Annotated in this window: 14 protein-coding genes; 6 read left to right on the top strand and 8 right to left on the bottom strand. The window is 68.0% G+C overall.

All coding sequences use genetic code 11. From position 1 onward, the window contains the following. Nucleotides 1–15: 15 nt before the first annotated feature. Nucleotides 16–1,179, bottom strand: coding sequence for a glycogen synthase (gene glgA / locus ACZYZ9_RS13325; protein WP_463826714.1), 1,164 nt, complete (start codon nt 1,177–1,179; stop codon nt 16–18). 155 nt (nt 1,180–1,334) lie between these two features. Between glgA and glgC the strand changes: the two genes are divergently transcribed. Beyond that, the gene (gene glgC / locus ACZYZ9_RS13320; protein ID WP_463826713.1) at nt 1,335–2,549 is read left to right on the top strand and encodes a glucose-1-phosphate adenylyltransferase; all 1,215 of its coding nucleotides are present in this window, start codon (nt 1,335–1,337) and stop codon (nt 2,547–2,549) included. Between the two features lie 7 nt (nt 2,550–2,556). Here glgC and ACZYZ9_RS13315 read toward each other — a convergent pair whose 3' ends face one another. Genes ACZYZ9_RS13315 through ACZYZ9_RS13295 form a run of 5 tightly spaced genes read right to left on the bottom strand, consistent with a single transcriptional unit; the run spans nt 2,557 to nt 8,115 of the window. Further along, the gene (locus ACZYZ9_RS13315; protein ID WP_463826819.1) at nt 2,557–4,212 is read right to left on the bottom strand and encodes a CocE/NonD family hydrolase; all 1,656 of its coding nucleotides are present in this window, start codon (nt 4,210–4,212) and stop codon (nt 2,557–2,559) included. 43 nt (nt 4,213–4,255) lie between these two features. Then, nucleotides 4,256–4,870, bottom strand: coding sequence for a methyltransferase family protein (locus tag ACZYZ9_RS13310; protein WP_463826818.1), 615 nt, complete (start codon nt 4,868–4,870; stop codon nt 4,256–4,258). 56 nt (nt 4,871–4,926) lie between these two features. Then, a complete protein-coding gene (locus ACZYZ9_RS13305; protein WP_463826712.1) occupies nt 4,927–6,561 on the bottom strand; it encodes an ABC transporter permease in 1,635 nt (544 codons plus the stop codon). Next, on the bottom strand, nt 6,558–7,490 hold the full coding sequence (locus ACZYZ9_RS13300) for an ABC transporter ATP-binding protein (protein WP_463826711.1): 933 nt from the start codon (nt 7,488–7,490) through the stop codon (nt 6,558–6,560). Before ACZYZ9_RS13300 ends, ACZYZ9_RS13305 begins: the two co-directional genes overlap by 4 nt. Then, the gene (locus tag ACZYZ9_RS13295) at nt 7,480–8,115 is read right to left on the bottom strand and encodes a TetR/AcrR family transcriptional regulator (protein ID WP_463826710.1); all 636 of its coding nucleotides are present in this window, start codon (nt 8,113–8,115) and stop codon (nt 7,480–7,482) included. The genes ACZYZ9_RS13300 and ACZYZ9_RS13295 overlap by 11 nt, the downstream gene beginning before the upstream one ends. A gap of 141 nt (nt 8,116–8,256) precedes the next feature. Between ACZYZ9_RS13295 and ACZYZ9_RS13290 the strand changes: the two genes are divergently transcribed. Beyond that, nucleotides 8,257–10,008, top strand: a complete 1,752-nt coding sequence (locus ACZYZ9_RS13290; protein ID WP_463826709.1) for a PE domain-containing protein — start codon at nt 8,257–8,259, stop codon at nt 10,006–10,008. A gap of 1 nt (nt 10,009) precedes the next feature. Here the strand turns inward: ACZYZ9_RS13290 and ACZYZ9_RS13285 are convergent, their stop codons facing one another. Continuing rightward, nucleotides 10,010–10,675, bottom strand: coding sequence for an O-methyltransferase (locus tag ACZYZ9_RS13285; RefSeq protein ID WP_463826708.1), 666 nt, complete (start codon nt 10,673–10,675; stop codon nt 10,010–10,012). A 203-nt stretch (nt 10,676–10,878) separates the two neighbouring features. Here ACZYZ9_RS13285 and sigE point away from each other — a divergent pair, with 203 nt between their 5' ends. From sigE to tatB, 4 genes are all read left to right on the top strand, one after another. After that, nucleotides 10,879–11,658 carry an RNA polymerase sigma factor SigE gene (gene sigE, locus ACZYZ9_RS13280; protein WP_463826707.1) on the top strand — a complete coding sequence of 260 codons (780 nt, stop codon included), beginning with the start codon at nt 10,879–10,881 and terminating at the stop codon, nt 11,656–11,658. A 145-nt stretch (nt 11,659–11,803) separates the two neighbouring features. Continuing rightward, nucleotides 11,804–12,190, top strand: coding sequence for an anti-sigma E factor RseA (gene rseA / locus ACZYZ9_RS13275; RefSeq protein ID WP_463826706.1), 387 nt, complete (start codon nt 11,804–11,806; stop codon nt 12,188–12,190). 109 nt (nt 12,191–12,299) lie between these two features. Further along, nucleotides 12,300–13,814 (top strand): serine protease HtrA, encoded by a 1,515-nt coding sequence (gene htrA / locus ACZYZ9_RS13270; RefSeq protein WP_463826705.1) that lies wholly within the window; start codon nt 12,300–12,302, stop codon nt 13,812–13,814. 160 nt (nt 13,815–13,974) lie between these two features. Beyond that, a complete protein-coding gene (gene tatB / locus ACZYZ9_RS13265) occupies nt 13,975–14,352 on the top strand; it encodes a Sec-independent protein translocase protein TatB (RefSeq protein WP_463826704.1) in 378 nt (125 codons plus the stop codon). 8 nt (nt 14,353–14,360) lie between these two features. Here the strand turns inward: tatB and ACZYZ9_RS13260 are convergent, their stop codons facing one another. Then, nucleotides 14,361–15,512, bottom strand: a complete 1,152-nt coding sequence (locus ACZYZ9_RS13260; protein ID WP_463826703.1) for an Mrp/NBP35 family ATP-binding protein — start codon at nt 15,510–15,512, stop codon at nt 14,361–14,363. Between the last annotated feature and the right edge of the window lie 27 nt (nt 15,513–15,539).

The following is a 15,539-nucleotide window of genomic DNA, read 5'->3' as shown; positions in this document are numbered from 1 at the left end:
TGCCGGCCGGCTGCGCTAATCACACAGCTTGCGGTAGATGTCCAGGGTCTGCTCGGCGATGTGTGACCAGGAAAACTCTTCGATACAGCGCTGACGCCCGGCGTGGCCGTACTGTTCGGCCCTCTCGGGATCCGCGATCAATGCATTGACCGCCTCGGCCAGACGCGCCTCGTAGGCGTCGGGGTAGTCGGCGTCGTAGTGCACCAGGGAGCCGGTGACGCCGTCGGCGACGACTTCGGGGATCCCGCCCACGTCGGACGCCACCACCGCCGTCGCGCAGGCCATTGCCTCCAGATTCACGATGCCCAACGGCTCGTAAATCGACGGGCACACGAAAACTGATGCAGCCGAGAGTATTTCGCGCAACTTGTGCTGGGGCAACATGTCCCGTATCCAGAACACCCCGGCGCGGCTGCGCTGCAGGTCGGTCACCGCCGACCGCACCTCTTCGGCGATCTCCGGGGTGTCGGGCGCGCCGGCACACAACACCACCTGGACCTCCGGGCTGAACTGGTGCGCGGCCGCCACCAGGTGCGGGACACCTTTCTGCCGGGTGATCCGTCCGACGAAGGCCACGATGGGTCGTTGCATGTCAACACCGAGTTCTGGCAACACCGAGCCGGCGAGGACCGGTCCGCTGGGATACCAGACCTCGGTGTCGACGCCGTTGCGGATTACGTGCACGAGGTTGGGATCCAGCGTCGGGTAGACGCGCAGGATGTCGTCGCACATCCCGGAACTGACGGCGATGACCGCGTCGGCGGCCAGCACCGCGGTGTTCTCCACCCAGGACGACACCTGGTAGCCACCGCCGAGCTGTTCGGCCTTCCACGGCCGCATCGGCTCGAGCGAATGCGCGGTCAGCACGTGCGGGATGCCGTAGAGCAGTTTGGCCAGATGTCCGGCCAACCCGGTGTACCAGGTGTGCGAATGCACCACGGCGGCCGCGCTGACAGCGTTAGCCATCACCAGGTCTGCCGACAGGGTGGACAGCGCGGCGTTGGCGGTGCGCAGCCGCGGATCGGGCTGGTGGGCGGTGGCATCGGGACGCTCCGCGCCCATGCAATGCACGTCGACCGCGCACAACTTGCGCAGTTGGGATACCAACTCGGTGACATGCACTCCGGCACCGCCGTAGACCTCCGGAGGGTATTCCCGAGTCATCATCGCCACCCGCATACCCGCACCGTAGTTCGGGCGCGGCGGAGCGCGGATGGCGGGCTGCTGTGGAGCCGGCCGGCGAGCCGAATATCCTTGACCTATCCGGTCGTCGAGCTCTCGGGCGAGCGAGGGATCGGTGGCAGGGGTCCGCAGGTGCCGATAGGTTGAAGCGCATGAGGGAATCGCCACAGGTGCTGGGCATCGTGCTGGCCGGCGGTGAAGGCAAACGCCTGTACCCTTTGACGGCCGACCGCGCCAAGCCTGCAGTCCCCTTCGGCGGCGGCTACCGGCTGATCGACTTCGTCCTCTCCAACCTCGTCAACGCGCGCTACCTGAGGATCTGCGTTCTCACGCAGTACAAGTCGCATTCACTGGACCGGCACATCTCGCAGAACTGGCGGTTGTCCGGTCTGGCCGGCGAGTACATCACCCCGGTCCCGGCCCAGCAGCGCCTCGGACCGCGCTGGTACACCGGTTCGGCCGACGCGATCTATCAGTCGCTGAACCTGATTTACGACGAAGATCCGGACTACATCGTGGTTTTCGGCGCCGACCACGTGTACCGGATGGACCCCGAGCAAATGGTGCGCTTCCACGTCGACAGCGGCGCCGGCGCCACGGTGGCCGGCATCCGGGTGCCGCGAGCCGAGGCCAGCGCGTTCGGCTGCATCGACGCCGACGAATCCGGCCGGATCCGCAATTTCGTCGAGAAGCCGATGGACCCGCCCGGCACCCCGGACGATCCGGACGCCACCTTCGTGTCGATGGGCAACTACATCTTCACCACCAAGGTGTTGATCGACGCGATCCGTGCCGATGCCGACGACGACCATTCCGATCACGACATGGGCGGCGACATCATTCCGCGGTTGGTGGCCGACGGCATGGCCGCGGTCTATGACTTCAAAGACAACGACGTGCCGGGCGCCACCGACCGGGACCGGGGTTACTGGCGGGACGTGGGAACCCTCGACGCGTTCTACGACGCGCACATGGATCTGGTGTCGGTGCATCCGGTGTTCAACCTGTACAACAGGCGCTGGCCGATCCTCGGCGCCTCGGAAAACCTGGCGCCGGCCAAATTCGTCAACGGCGGCTCAGCCCAGGAGTCGGTGGTGGGAGCGGGCAGCATCATTTCGGCGGCCTCGGTACGCAATTCGGTATTGTCCTCCAACGTCGTGGTCGAGGACGGCGCGATCGTGGAGGGCAGCGTGATCATGCCGGGGGCGCGCGTCGGGCGCGGCGCGGTGGTACGCCACGCGATCCTGGACAAGAACGTGGTCGTCGGGCCCGGTGAGATGGTGGGCGTCGATCTGGACAGGGATCGGGAGCGATTCGCGATCAGTTCCGGCGGGGTGGTTGCCGTCGGCAAGGGAGTCTGGGTCTGACCCCTGCTCAGGGGATTTCCGGGATCAGCAGGTGCGCGTCGTAGCGCGGCCCCCAGCGCAACGTCACCAGGCCACGCGGCGGGCCGGGATAGGCCGCCGGGAACTGACCGGTCAGCGGATTGCGCGGGCACAGCCACCGCCCGGCCACCACCAGTCGCAGCTGTTCGCCGGCGCGGAACAGCGTGGCCGACGGCCCCAGTGCCACATCCACCGGGATCACCGCACCGGCCGGAATCGGTTCCGGCTGATCGCATGCTGGCACGGGTTCCCACGGCAGGGACAGCGCGGGATCCAGCCTGCGCAGCGAGGCCCGCTGCCACCCGGTCGTGACCCGGTCGCGGCCGTATCCGTAGGACCCCTCGAATCCGACATACCGACCATCGCGCCATTTCTCGACTCCGACAAACAGATTCGCATCAGCACACCCGTCCAGCTGAATCCACAGCCGCAGCGCCATCGGGCCGGTCAGCTCGGTGTCTGTCGGCGCGGTCCACGTGAACAGTGCGGCACGAGAACCACTTTCGAAGGTGACGCTGCCTGCCGCTCGCGGCGGCTCAGCTGACAGCTGACCAGCGCCCGCGAGATACAGTGTCCGCCAACGGGTGCGGGTCAGCGGCCACTCGGTTTCCTCACGCACCGCGGCGATGGTGTCACGATCTTCGCGTACCTCGAGGCGCACGCTGCGGGTCGGCGGCGCACCGTCCAACACGTCGCGGAAGAACTTCAGCTGTTCGGCGCGCACTTCGGCGGAGTAGAACTCCGCCCACTTGCCACCACGATGCGTGTAGAGCCGCGCGTGCTGCGACCCGGCCCGGGTGAACGCCCGGATGGAGCCCCGGCTGTGCAGGTTGTTGTCCGAGAAACTGCCGCAGATCAGCATGGGGACCGTGATGGCCGACAGATCGGGTACCAGTGAGCGCCAGAACTCGTCGCGCAACGGGTGCTCGTCCTGCATCCGGGTCAGGTCATAGGTTTGACGAGTCGCGCGCTGCACCTGGCGTGACCACAACCGGGTGAAGCCCGACTCGCGTATTCCGCCGGGGAACAATAGGTCGCGGTAGGCGTCGGTGAACCCTTCCCACGGGCAGATCGCGCGTAGTGCCGGTGGCTGCAGCGCGGCCACCGCGAACTGGCTGATCGCCAGGTAGGAGACACCGAGCATGACCACGCGGCCGTCACTCCACGGTTGTCCGGCCAGCCACTGCACCACGTCGTAGGTGTCCTCGGCCTCCTGCCGCGACAGCAACCTGCCGGTGCCCTCGGAATGGCCGCACCCGCGGCTATCGGCGTTGACGACGACGAAACCGCGAGCGGTCCACCACGCCGGATCCGGTGCCTCCCAACTGGTGTAAGCCGAGAAGCTCACCGGCTTGGTTTGCCGCAGCAGCCGGTACTGCGGCGAGAAGGTCCACCGCTTGCGCCGTTTGGTCGGCAGCTTGTCCTTGCCGTAGGGGTGGATGCTGAGGATGACCGGACGCGGCCCGGCCTGGGTGCGGAAGACGTTGATGCGCAACACCGTTCCGTCGCGGGTGGGTACCTCGACGTCCCGGTCCACGACGAGGTCCGACGGCGGGTCGGTGACGGTGACAGGGGGTTTGGCCATGCCGCGAAGCTTGTCGCGGGCATAGCGCAGCGCCCCCGGGCGACGCCACGGACGGTCCAGCGCGGGTGCCGGTTGCGGGGTCACGTCCGCAACCTTAGGCCCGCTACCAGAGGTGCGGAACCAGCCGGTATCGCACCAGCTGGGTGTACTCGCGGTACCCGGGTAGCTGCGCTGTCAGAGCCCGCTCCTCGTCGAGGATGCGTATCACCAGCAGCAGCGTATTCGGGACCATGAACAGCAGGCCCCAGAGGGAGCCGAGCGCCAGCGGTATGGCCACCATCAGCACGAGGTTCCCGACGTACATGGGGTGCCGCACCACGCCGTAGAGGCCGTTGGTGACCACCGACTGGTCCGCCTCTACCGTGACGGTCGACGCGGCGTAGTTGTTCTGGACGACAGTCAGCATGGCGATGCCCAGACCGACCGCGACCAGCACGTCACCGGTCAGCGCAACCACCGTCGGCACCGACGACCAGCCGAACCGCTGATCGAGCGCGCTGACCACCAGGGTCCCGCCGAACCCGACGAAGATGCCGGCAATGACGAATTTCTGGATCGTCCGGGTTTCGGCTCCCGGGCCGACGCGCAGACGTCGCTGCAGGGCAGCCGGATTGGTGCGGGCCAGATAGCTGGTGGGCCCCAGCGACGCGACGGCGAACACCGCGAGGAAAACCCACGCCTGCCAATAGTGGAACGTGCCGGCCGGGATGAACAGCATGGCGCCGAAGGCGATCAAACCGAGCGCCGAGGATGATATGAGCCGCGCCGCGGTGTTCACGGCCGGATGTCTCGCCGTCGAAAAGCTATGACTCCCACCGTGATCAGCACTCCGTCAAGGGCCAGCAGGCACAGCAGGGGCACCGCGGTGAAGTCTGAGCCGCCGACCCGGGGGGTGTGCGCGAACGGCTCCAGATCGAGCAACCACTGCGGCGACCCGGACAGCGAACCGAGCAGATACACCGCGACGAACCCGACCAGCACGCCCCATGCGGCCGGGGTGAACCGCGGTACCAACCCAAACAAGACGACGGTGACCGCTGCCAGCAGCCACACCGCAGGCAGCTGCACAGCCGCGGTGCCGATCACCGCGGGCAGCTTGCCGGCCACGTCACCGGCCGCCTGGCCGTAAGCGAGTCCGGCTGTCACACCGGCCAACAACATGGCGAACGCCGATCCGGCCAGTGCGAGCACCAGGTGGCTGGCCAACAGTCGGGTCCGCGACACCGACCCGGCCAACACCGTCTCGGCGCGCTGGCTGGCTTCTTCCTGGTGCAGTCGCAGCGACAGCGAGATGGCGAACGCGGCCGCCACCATGCCGAGCATCACGAAACCGATCCCGATGAAGGCCTGCTCCAGGGCACTGGTACCGCCCATGCGCACCACGATGTCGCGTGCGGTGGCGCCGCCGCCGAGTTCGTCGCCGATCCCGTGCGTCACACTGCCGATCAACAGGCCGTACAGCGACAGTCCCGCCGTCCACACCAGCAGCGCGCCGCGGTCCAGGCGCCAGGCCAGCCCGAACGCGTTGCCCAACGTGGCCGGTGCCGTGCCGGGTCCGGCGCGTTCGGCGATCAAACCGGCGCCGACATCGCGGCCGGCCAGCAATCGATAAGCCACGCCGGTCAGCAGCGCGGTCGCCGCCAAGTGCAGCAGCAGCACCCACCAGCGATCGCCTGCATACGGCCGGATCTGCAGTGACCACCCCAACGGCGAAAGCCAGGACAGCGCACCGGAACCCGCGTCGCCGACCGCCCGCAGGGTGAACGCGGCACCCAGCGCCGCCAACGCGAAGCCGCGGGCCGCCCGGGCACTCGGGGACAGCTGCGCGGCGACCGCGGCGACCGCGGTGAAGACCAGGCCCGAGGCGGCCAGCGCCGCGCAGAAGGCTACCGACCCGGCCGGGTCGACGTCGGTGGCGAGCAGGCTGGCCGCGCCGATCACACCGGTGGCCAGCGACGCGCCGAACGACAACAGCAATGCGGCGGTGAGGTTGGCGTAGCGGCCCACCGCGGTGGAGTCGATGAGCTCGGCGCGCCCGGATTCCTCGTCGGCGCGGGTGTGCCGGATCACGGTGAGGATGACCGCCACCGCGATCAGAACGTGGAATATGCCGGCTTTCCAGATGCCGACGGCGCCGAGGCCGTCGTCGTAGATCGGACCGTAGAGCGCGCGCTGGGCGGGACTGGCCGTGATCGACGCCGCGAAGGCAGCCCGCTCTGCTGCGGTGGGATAGACCTTTTCGATGCTGCCGATGTATACGCTGCCCAGCGGAGCCGACAGCAGAAATACCCAGAGCGGCAGCACGATCCGGTCTCGACGCAGGTAGAGCCGCAACAGTTTCAGGGTCCCGGTGAAGTTCGTGCTGCGCCGCGCGGCAGGTGCGGGACGTTGCAGGACGGCAGTACTCATCGGGCCGGCACCTCCGTGCGTTCGTGCCGGCCCCCGGTGGTGCGGTAGTGGCGCAGGAACAATTCCTCGAGCGAGGGGGGTTGGCTGATGAGGCTGCGCACCCCGGCGTCACCGAGCACCCGGATCAGCTCGCCCAGGCTTTCGCTGTCTACCTGGGCCCGTAGCGTGTTGCCTTCGATGCTGACGTCTTCGACTCCCTTGATGCGGGTGAGATCGCCCGGGTCGCGGCTCAGTTCGGCCTTGATCGAAGTGCGGCTGAGGTGCCGCATGGCTTCCAGCGATCCGCTCTCGACGGTCCGGCCGGACTGGATGATGGTGACCCGTTCGCACAGTGCCTCGGTCTCGGCCAGGATGTGGCTGGACAGCAGCACCGTCACGCCGCGGTCGCGTGCCTCAGCGACACACTGCTGAAAGACGTTCTCCATCAAAGGGTCCAGCCCACTGGTGGGTTCGTCGAGCAGCAGCAGTTCGGCACGCGACGAGAACGCCGAGATCAGGGATACCTTCTGCCGGTTGCCTTTGGAGTAGGCCCGCACCTTCTTGTGCGGGTCGAACTCGAACCGCTCGATCAGTTCGGCGCGCATCTGTTGGTCGATGCCACCGCGCATGCGAGCGAGCAGGTCGATGGTCTCGCCTCCGGTCAAGGCCGGCCACAGCGTGACATCGCCTGGCACATAGGCGATTTGGCGGTGCAGTTGAACGGAATCGGTCCAGGGATCGCCGCCCAGTAGTCGGACCGTGCCACCGTCGGCCCGGACCACGCCCAGCAGGATGCGGATGGTGGTCGACTTGCCGGCGCCGTTGGGGCCCAGGAAGCCGTGCACTTCACCTTGGCGGACACACAGGTCCAGACCGTCGAGTGCGCGGACGTTGCCGAATTTCTTGGTGAGGCCGCGAATGTCGATGGGTGCCGGGTGGTCAGCTGACATCGGAATCTCCTTTCTCGTTGGCCAGAAACGCGTCATACATGGTGTGGTCGGTCAGCAGGCCCTCGGAATAGATCTCGAGGGCGGGCAGCACCATGTCCTCGGCGTAGTCGCGCAGAACTTTGCGCAGATCGGTGGGTGTGTCGTGCATTTGCAGATACAGCAGGAATCCGCCGCCGCCGGTGATACTCAGGTATTTGGCGCGGGCCTGTGGATCGCGGCTCGGTTTGATGGTGCCGATCTGCACACCCTCTTCAAGGTAGGCCGCGGTGTTGTCAATCATGTTTCGCCACAACATCTTCGCCAGCTCACCACCGGACTGCATGCTGCGTACCAGATAAGCCATCAATGGTGCATAAGACTCGATCTCGGCCAGCTGCCCCAGCCACGTGGCCGGATCACTGGACCTCATCGCCTCGGATTTCGAGTCACGGATCTCTTGGGCGACGTAGTCGTCACAGGCCTTGCGCAGACCGTCCTTGGAGCCGAAGTGATGAATGACCAAGCCGGCGCTCACTCCGGCCGCTTCGGCGATGGCGCGCAGGCCGATCCCGAAACCGTGCTCGCCGAACTGGGCGATGGCCGCGTCGCGGATCCGGGCGGCTGCGGTCAAGTCGACTGAACGCATGTTCAGGACACTAAACGTCTGTTCAGTCGTCGTCAAGGTCGCGGGCGACGGCGGCTGGCGACTTTGGTCGATTTCCGCAACTTTTCGCCGTTCAGGTGCCAAAATGACCGTCGGGCCAATTACGCATCGAGGAGTAGCGAAATGTCATTCGTCACCGTGGCACTGGACGGCATCGAGTCGGCGACCGCGAGCGCATCGCAGATCGGATCGGCACTGAGCACCGGCAACCTCAGCGCGCTACTGCCAGCCTCGGCTGCGGCCGACGAAGTCTCCGTCGCGATCGCCGCGCTGTTCGGCACCCACGCCGGCGAATACCAGGCAGCGGCGGCGCAGGCAGCCGCCTACCACCAGCAGTTCGTGCAGAACCTGGGTGCCGCCGCGACGTCATACAGTGCTGCCGAAGCCGCCGCCCTGCAGCAGCTGGAGGCCACCCTGCTCGGTGGTGGAGCGGCCGCGGCGCCCCTGGCGGCGATCAACGACATCGTCTCCGACGGGTTCCAGACGCTCATCTACAACCCGGTTCACACGGTCGGTCAGGCCTGGATAGCCAGCCCGTTCGGCCAGGCGGTCGACCCGATCATCAACGCACCCACCAACCTGCTGTTCGGGCGGGATCTGATCGGAAACGGGGCCGCGGGAACGCTGGCGAACCCGACCGGTGGCGCCGGCGGCATCCTGTTCGGCGACGGCGGCGCCGGCTACAGCCCCACCGGCGGGGTGCTGGCGACCGGCGGCAACGGCGGCAATGCGGGACTGATCGGGACCGGCGGCATGGGTGGTGCCGGATTCGGCGGCGGGGTCGGCGGCACCGGCGGGGTCGGCGGTTGGCTGATGGGCAATGGTGGGCTCGGGGGTGCCGGCGGGGCTCTTGCGGGTGGTACCGGCGGTGCGGGCGGCGCGGGCGGTCAGGCCCTGCTGTTCGGCAACGGTGGTTACGGCGGGGCCGGCGGCACCGGGCTCACCACCGGGCCGATCGGGGCGCGCGGCTACCCCGGACTGTTCATCGGCCAGGGTGGGCCCACCTTCATCCCGCCGAGCACCGAGACCGTCACCATCGAGTTCATCCGGCACGGGCAGACCGCCAGCAATGTGGCCAACCTGCTCGACACGGCGGTGCCCGGGCCGCCGCTGACCGCGGTGGGCGTGCAGCAGGCGCAGGCCATTGCCAACCTGCTCAACGGCCAACAGCCCGATTTCGCCGGGATCTTCTCGTCGCAGATGATCAGGACGCAGGAGACGGCCTCCTACCTCGTGGGGCTGGGCACGCAGCCGATATCGCAAGTCATCCTGCCCGGCCTGAACGAGATCAACGCCGGCCTCCTGGAAGACATGCCGCAGATCCCGGCCGGCCTGCTCTACCTGGCCGGACCCGTGGTGTGGACGCTCGGCTTCCCCGCCTTCCCCATGCTGGGCATCTCCGCCGTCAACCCCACCGGCCTGACCTTCGCCAGCAACTTCAACGACGCGGTGCAGACCATGTACAACGCCGCCCTGACACAGCCGAGTCACACGGTCGCCGCCTACTCCAGCGCGCTGGCCATCGAGACCGGCACCATGATGATGGTCGACAATCCCAATCCGTTGCTGCTGGTCACCGGCTCGCTGCCGAACACCGGGACGGTGGTGGTGCAGGGCAGTCCCGGCACCGGCTGGACCATGGTGAGCTACAACGGCGCGCCCGTCGGGCCGGCGAACCTGCCGACTCAGCTGTTCGTCGACGTGCGCAACTTCATCACCGCGCCGCAGTTCGCGGGCTACGACGTGGGCACGGCGCTGTTCAGCGGCGACCCGGCGACCATCGTCAACGCGGTGCGCGACGGCGTTCGCGAGGTCACAACGGCCACCGTGCATTTCCCGTTCGCGCTCGCCGAGACGCTGCTCGGAGCGCTGTAACTCACTCCCGGACGGCGGCCAGCAGGCCGTCGCCCAGCGGGATCAGCGCCGGGGTGAGGCGCTCGTCTTCGGCGATCAGTCGCGCGGCCTCGCGCACCGCCGCCACCTCGGCGTCGCGCGCCTCCGGGTCGCCGGCGCGGCCACCCAGGGCGGCCCGGTGCACCACGATCACCCCGCCCGACCGCAGCAGTCGCACGCCCTCGACCACGTACTCCGGCTGATCGATCGGATCGCCGTCGATGAAGACCAGGTCGTAGGAATTGTCGGCGAGGCGGGTCAGCACCTCTTGGGCACGCCCGCTGATCAGCCGGGTACGCGACGGCCCCACCTGCGCTTCGGTGAACGCCTGCTTGGCCTGCCGGACGTACTCGGGCTCGATGTCGATCGTGGTCAGCACGCCGTCGTCGCTCATGCCGGAAAGCAGCCACAACCCGCTGACGCCCACCCCGGTGCCGACCTCGGCGACCGCCTTGCCCCCGCTGAGCTTGGCCAGCACGCTCAACAGCGCACCGACCGCCGGGGTGACCGCGCCGGCTCCGCTGTCGGCGGCCCGCTCCCGAGCGCCGGTCAGGATCGCATCCTCGGATATCGATTTCTCGGCGTGCGCCACCAGCGCATCAGCTCTGCTGGGGGTCACCCGGCCGGCGGAATCGTCGGTAGTGGACATGTCCGCAGAGTATGCCGAACCGGCTGCGCCGTCGGTCAGGCGCGCCCGGTGTGCGCCGCCCGGACACGCGCGGAGCCGGCGGCGCGATGAACGTCACTCCGGTCGCCATCAGCGCTGGAAAACGCAGGTAACAGTATGGTTTCTCAGCCAAAGCTCAGATTGCTCATACCTCAACCACACTCGGGTAGGCGACGGTGAGCGGTATGGAACGCGGTGTGGGTTGGAGCGACGAAATGGGGAATACCCAGTGGCAACTGCGCGTTGCCGCGGTTGACGAACTGTCGACGTTGGATGGCAGGGGAAGTCCAGAGGAGCAGACCATCACCACCATGAGCCCGACCAGCATGTCCCACCCGCAGCAGGTCCGCGACGACGAGTGGGTGGAGCCGTCGGACGCGCTGCTGGGCACAGCCGTCTTCGACGCAACGGGAGACAAGTCCACCTTGCCGTCGTGGGACGAGCTGGTGCGCCAGCACGCCGACCGGGTGTACCGCCTGGCCTACCGTCTGACCGGCAACCAGCACGACGCGGAGGACCTGACTCAGGAGACCTTCATCCGGGTATTCCGTTCGGTCCAGAACTACCAGCCCGGCACCTTCGAGGGCTGGCTGCACCGCATCACCACCAACCTGTTCCTCGACATGGTCCGGCGCCGCGCCCGGATCCGGATGGAAGCACTGCCCGACGACTACGACCGGGTTCCCGCCGACGAGCCGAACCCCGAGCAGATCTACCACGATTCCCGGCTGGGACCCGATCTGCAGGCCGCGTTGGACTCGCTGCCGCCGGAATTCCGCGCCGCGGTGGTGTTGTGTGACATCGAGGGGTTGTCCTACGAGGAGATCGGCGCCACGCTGGGCGTGAAGCTCGGCACCGTGCGCAGCAGGATCCACCGTGGGCGGCAAGCCCTGCGCGACTACCTGGCCGCCCATCCCGGGCACGGCCTGGGCTCCTACGACCCGTCGGCACGAGCGGCCAGCTGAACCTGTCGTGAGCCGGTTCGGCTACCGCATGGTTGCCAACTGGTTCCGAATCCGGTGGTTATAAGGGCTGAACATGGTTATCGAGCACCGCGCCGCGCTACATTCGAGGTATCGAGGGCTAGTGTGGGTGCGAAGGGATTCAGTGATGACCGACCGGGGGCATGTGTTCCGGCGCGCGTTCTCCTGGCTGCCGGCTCAGTTCGCCTCCCAGAGTGACGCCCCGATCGGTGCGCCGCGTCAGTTCCGGTCCACCGAGCACCTGTCCATCGAGGCCATCGCGGCCTATGTCGACGGTGAGTTGCGGATGAACGCACACTTGCGCGCCGCGCATCATCTGTCGCTGTGCCAGGAATGTGCCGCCGAGGTCGACGATCACACTCGCGCGCGCGCCGCGCTGCGCGACTCTCACCCGATCCGCGTCCCCAGTTCGCTACTCGGGTTGCTGTCGCAGATCCCGCACAGTCCGCACCAGGGTTCGGCGCCATTTTCCGACCCGTTCGCCGACCCCGGTGATCAGCGGAAGCGCAGCTAGCTTGAGCTTTGCCTGCCGCGGTTCACGCCGCCCCGCGGTGACGCGTGGATACTAGGGTGGATGCGGACATGCCCGTGTCGGGCTCAGCAATGGATCTAGAAGAGGAACTGTGACCTCCGACGAAGGCAACAACATCGGCCAGGACACCGAACGGCTGGCACCGCGCCCCATCTACCGGCCGCCGGTCGACCCGTCCTCCCGTCAGACGTTCGGCCGCCCGGCCGGTCAGCAGGGATCCTTCGTGGCCGAGCGGGTGCGCCCGCCGAAGTACCGGGACCAGTCCGAGTTCCGGCCGCACGACCGGCCCACCGACCCGGTGCTGGCCGACGCCTTCGGCCGGCCGTTCGGTGCCACCGAAACATTGCAACGGCATCCGATCGACGCCACCGCGCTGGCCGCCGAGAAGAACGGCGACGGGGACGACGAGCCCGACGATCCGTGGCGCGACCCCGCGGCGGGCGCAGCGCTGGGCACCCCCGCGCTGCCGCCGGTCGTCACACACGCCGAGCAGCGGCACACCGGCAAGCTCGGAGTGCGCGACGTGCTGTTCGGCGGCAAGGTGTCCTACCTCGCGCTGGCGGTGCTGCTGCTGATCGCGCTGGTGATCGGCGCGCTCGGTGGTGTGATCGGCCGCAAGACGGCAGAGGTGGTCGAGGCGTTCACCACCTCTAAGGTGACGTTGTCGACCGCCGGCAACGCCGAGGAACCGGCCGGCCGGTTCACCAAGGTGGCTGCCGCGGTGGCCGACTCGGTGGTGACCATCGAAGCCAAAAGCGACCAGGAGGGCATGCAGGGTTCCGGCGTCGTCATCGACGGGCGCGGTTACATCGTCACCAACAACCACGTGATCTCCGAGGCCGCCAACAATCCCAGCCAGTTCAAACTGACCGTGGTCTTCAACGACGGCAAAGAGGTGCCGGCCAGCCTGGTCGGGCGCGACCCGAAGACCGACCTTGCCGTGCTCAAAGTCGACAACGTCAACAACCTGAGCGTGGCGCGGCTGGGTGACTCCAACAAGGTGCGGGTGGGTGATGAGGTGATTGCGGCCGGCGCGCCGCTGGGCCTGCGCAGCACCGTCACCCACGGCATCGTCAGCGCGCTGCACCGCCCGGTGCCGTTGTCCGGCGAGGGTTCGGACACCGACACCGTGCTCGACGCCATCCAGACCGACGCCTCGATCAACCACGGCAACTCCGGTGGGCCCCTGATCGACATGGACTCCCAGGTGATCGGTATCAACAGCGCCGGCAAGTCGCTGTCCGACAGCGCCAGCGGGCTCGGCTTCGCCATCCCGGTCAATGAGATGAAGCTGGTGGCCGAAACCCTGATCAGGGACGGAAAGATCCAGCACCCGACGTTGGGGATCAGCACCCGCTCGGTGAGCAACGCGATCGCCTCGGGCGCCCAGGTGGCCAATGTCAAGGCGGGCGGGCCCGCGCAGAAGGGCGGCATCCTGGAGAACGACGTGATCGTCAAGATCGGCGGGCGCAAAGTCGCCGATTCCGACGAGGCGGTCGTGGCGGTCCGGCAGCTCACCATCGGCCAGGACGCTCAGATCGAGGTGGTCCGCGACGGACGCCCGGTCACCCTGACCGTCAAACCAGACGCCGACACGAGCTCGTGATGATCGCAAGCGCGGCGCAGCCGGGCGCCGCGGGTCATCACCATTCGACCCTGATGATCGCAAGCGCGGCGCAGCCGGGCGCCGCGGGTCATCACCATTCGACCCTGATGATCGCAAGCGCGGCGCAGCCGGGCGCCGCGGGTCATCACCGTCTCAGCTGATGTTCGCGAACATCGGTTGGGGCGAGATGCTCGTCCTGCTCGTGGTCGGGCTGGTGGTGTTGGGACCCGAACGGTTGCCCGGCGCCATCCGCTGGACCACCGGCGCGCTGCGCCAGGCCCGCGATTACCTCAGCGGCATGACCAACCAGCTGCGCGAAGACATCGGGCCCGAGTTCGACGATCTGCGCGGCCAGATCGGGGAGTTGCAGAAGCTGCGCGGCATGACCCCACGCGCGGCGCTGACCAAACACCTGCTCGACGGCGACGACTCGATCTTCACCGGTAACTTCGATCAACCCGCCAGCACGCCGGAGCCCAACAAGACGCCCCCGCCGCCTCCGCCCGAACGCACCCCGTTCGACACCGACGCGACGTAGCCCCGTGGTCAGCGCCGGGTGGGGTCCAGCCCGAGCGACATGCCGGCCAGGCCGCGCCGCCGCGAGGACAGGCTGTCGGCGATCCGGCCGAGTTCTTTGCCTACCGCGGAGTCGGGCGCGGTGAGCACCGCGGGCACCCCCGCGTCGCCGGCGCTCACCAGCGCCGGATCCAGCGGAATCTGACCCAGCAGCGGCACATCCGCGCCGACGGCACGTGACAGCCGTTCGGCGACCTGCCGGCCGCCGCCCTCGCCGAATACGTGCAGCGTGGTGCCGTCCGGCAGCGTCAACCCGGACATGTTCTCCACCACGCCGACGATGCGCTGCCGGGTTTGGATGGCGATGCTGCCGGCCCGTTCGGCCACTTCGGCGGCGGCGGCCTGCGGCGTGGTCACCACCAGGATCTCCGCGTTCGGCAGCAGCTGGGCCAGGGAGATGGCGACGTCACCGGTGCCCGGCGGCAGGTCCAGCAGCAGCACGTCCAGGTCACCCCAGTACACGTCGGCCAGGAACTGCTGCAGCGCGCGGTGCAGCATCGGCCCGCGCCACACCACCGGCGTGTTGTCCCGGGTGAACTGGGCGATCGAGATCACCTTCACCTCGTGGGCGATGGGCGGCAGAATCATCGACTCCACCTGCGTGGGCCGGTCGGTGGTGCCCATCATCCGGGGGATGGAGTGGCCGTGGATGTCGGCGTCAAGCACGCCGACGGACAGCCCGCGGGCGGCCATCGCCGCGGCCAGGTTGACCGTGACGGTGGACTTGCCGACCCCGCCCTTGCCCGAGGCGACCGCGTACACCCTGGTCAGCGAGCTGGGCTGGGCGAACGGGATGACGGGTTCGGCGGCGTCGCCGCGCAACAGCTTGCGCAACTCGGTGCGTTGCTCGTCGCTCATCACGTCCAGGCTCACCTGGACCGCGCCGGTGCCGGGCACGTCGTTGACCGCCTGGGTGACCTGGGCACTGATCTCGGACTTTTTCGGGCAGCTGGCGGTGGTCAGGTAGATCCCGACGTGCACGCCACCGTCGGGCCCGAGGTCGATGCTTTTGACCATCCCGAGTTCGGTGATCGGGCGCCGCAGTTCGGGGTCGATCACTCTAGCCAGCGCGGTGCGAATCGCGGTGGTCAGATCGTCGGCGTCATCTCGGGTTCCGGACATCACCGCCGAGTCTAGGCGGCGTGCGGC

The sequence above is a fragment of the Mycobacterium sp. IDUB_28 genome, from assembly GCF_055419285.1.
Note: the sequence above shows the minus strand (reverse complement) of the source record. Positions and strands in the feature narration are given on the sequence as shown.

Coding starts and splice junctions, on each gene's coding strand:
- glgA (WP_463826714.1), bottom strand. CDS start 1,179: ATGCGGGTGGCGATGATGACTCGGGAATACCCTCCGGAGGTCTACGGC.
- glgC (WP_463826713.1), top strand. CDS start 1,335: ATGAGGGAATCGCCACAGGTGCTGGGCATCGTGCTGGCCGGCGGTGAA.
- ACZYZ9_RS13310 (WP_463826818.1), bottom strand. CDS start 4,870: ATGCTGTTCATCCCGGCCGGCACGTTCCACTATTGGCAGGCGTGGGTT.
- ACZYZ9_RS13305 (WP_463826712.1), bottom strand. CDS start 6,561: ATGAGTACTGCCGTCCTGCAACGTCCCGCACCTGCCGCGCGGCGCAGC.
- ACZYZ9_RS13300 (WP_463826711.1), bottom strand. CDS start 7,490: ATGTCAGCTGACCACCCGGCACCCATCGACATTCGCGGCCTCACCAAG.
- ACZYZ9_RS13295 (WP_463826710.1), bottom strand. CDS start 8,115: ATGCGTTCAGTCGACTTGACCGCAGCCGCCCGGATCCGCGACGCGGCC.
- ACZYZ9_RS13290 (WP_463826709.1), top strand. CDS start 8,257: ATGTCATTCGTCACCGTGGCACTGGACGGCATCGAGTCGGCGACCGCG.
- ACZYZ9_RS13285 (WP_463826708.1), bottom strand. CDS start 10,675: ATGTCCACTACCGACGATTCCGCCGGCCGGGTGACCCCCAGCAGAGCT.
- sigE (WP_463826707.1), top strand. CDS start 10,879: ATGGAACGCGGTGTGGGTTGGAGCGACGAAATGGGGAATACCCAGTGG.
- rseA (WP_463826706.1), top strand. CDS start 11,804: ATGACCGACCGGGGGCATGTGTTCCGGCGCGCGTTCTCCTGGCTGCCG.
- tatB (WP_463826704.1), top strand. CDS start 13,975: ATGTTCGCGAACATCGGTTGGGGCGAGATGCTCGTCCTGCTCGTGGTC.
- ACZYZ9_RS13260 (WP_463826703.1), bottom strand. CDS start 15,512: ATGTCCGGAACCCGAGATGACGCCGACGATCTGACCACCGCGATTCGC.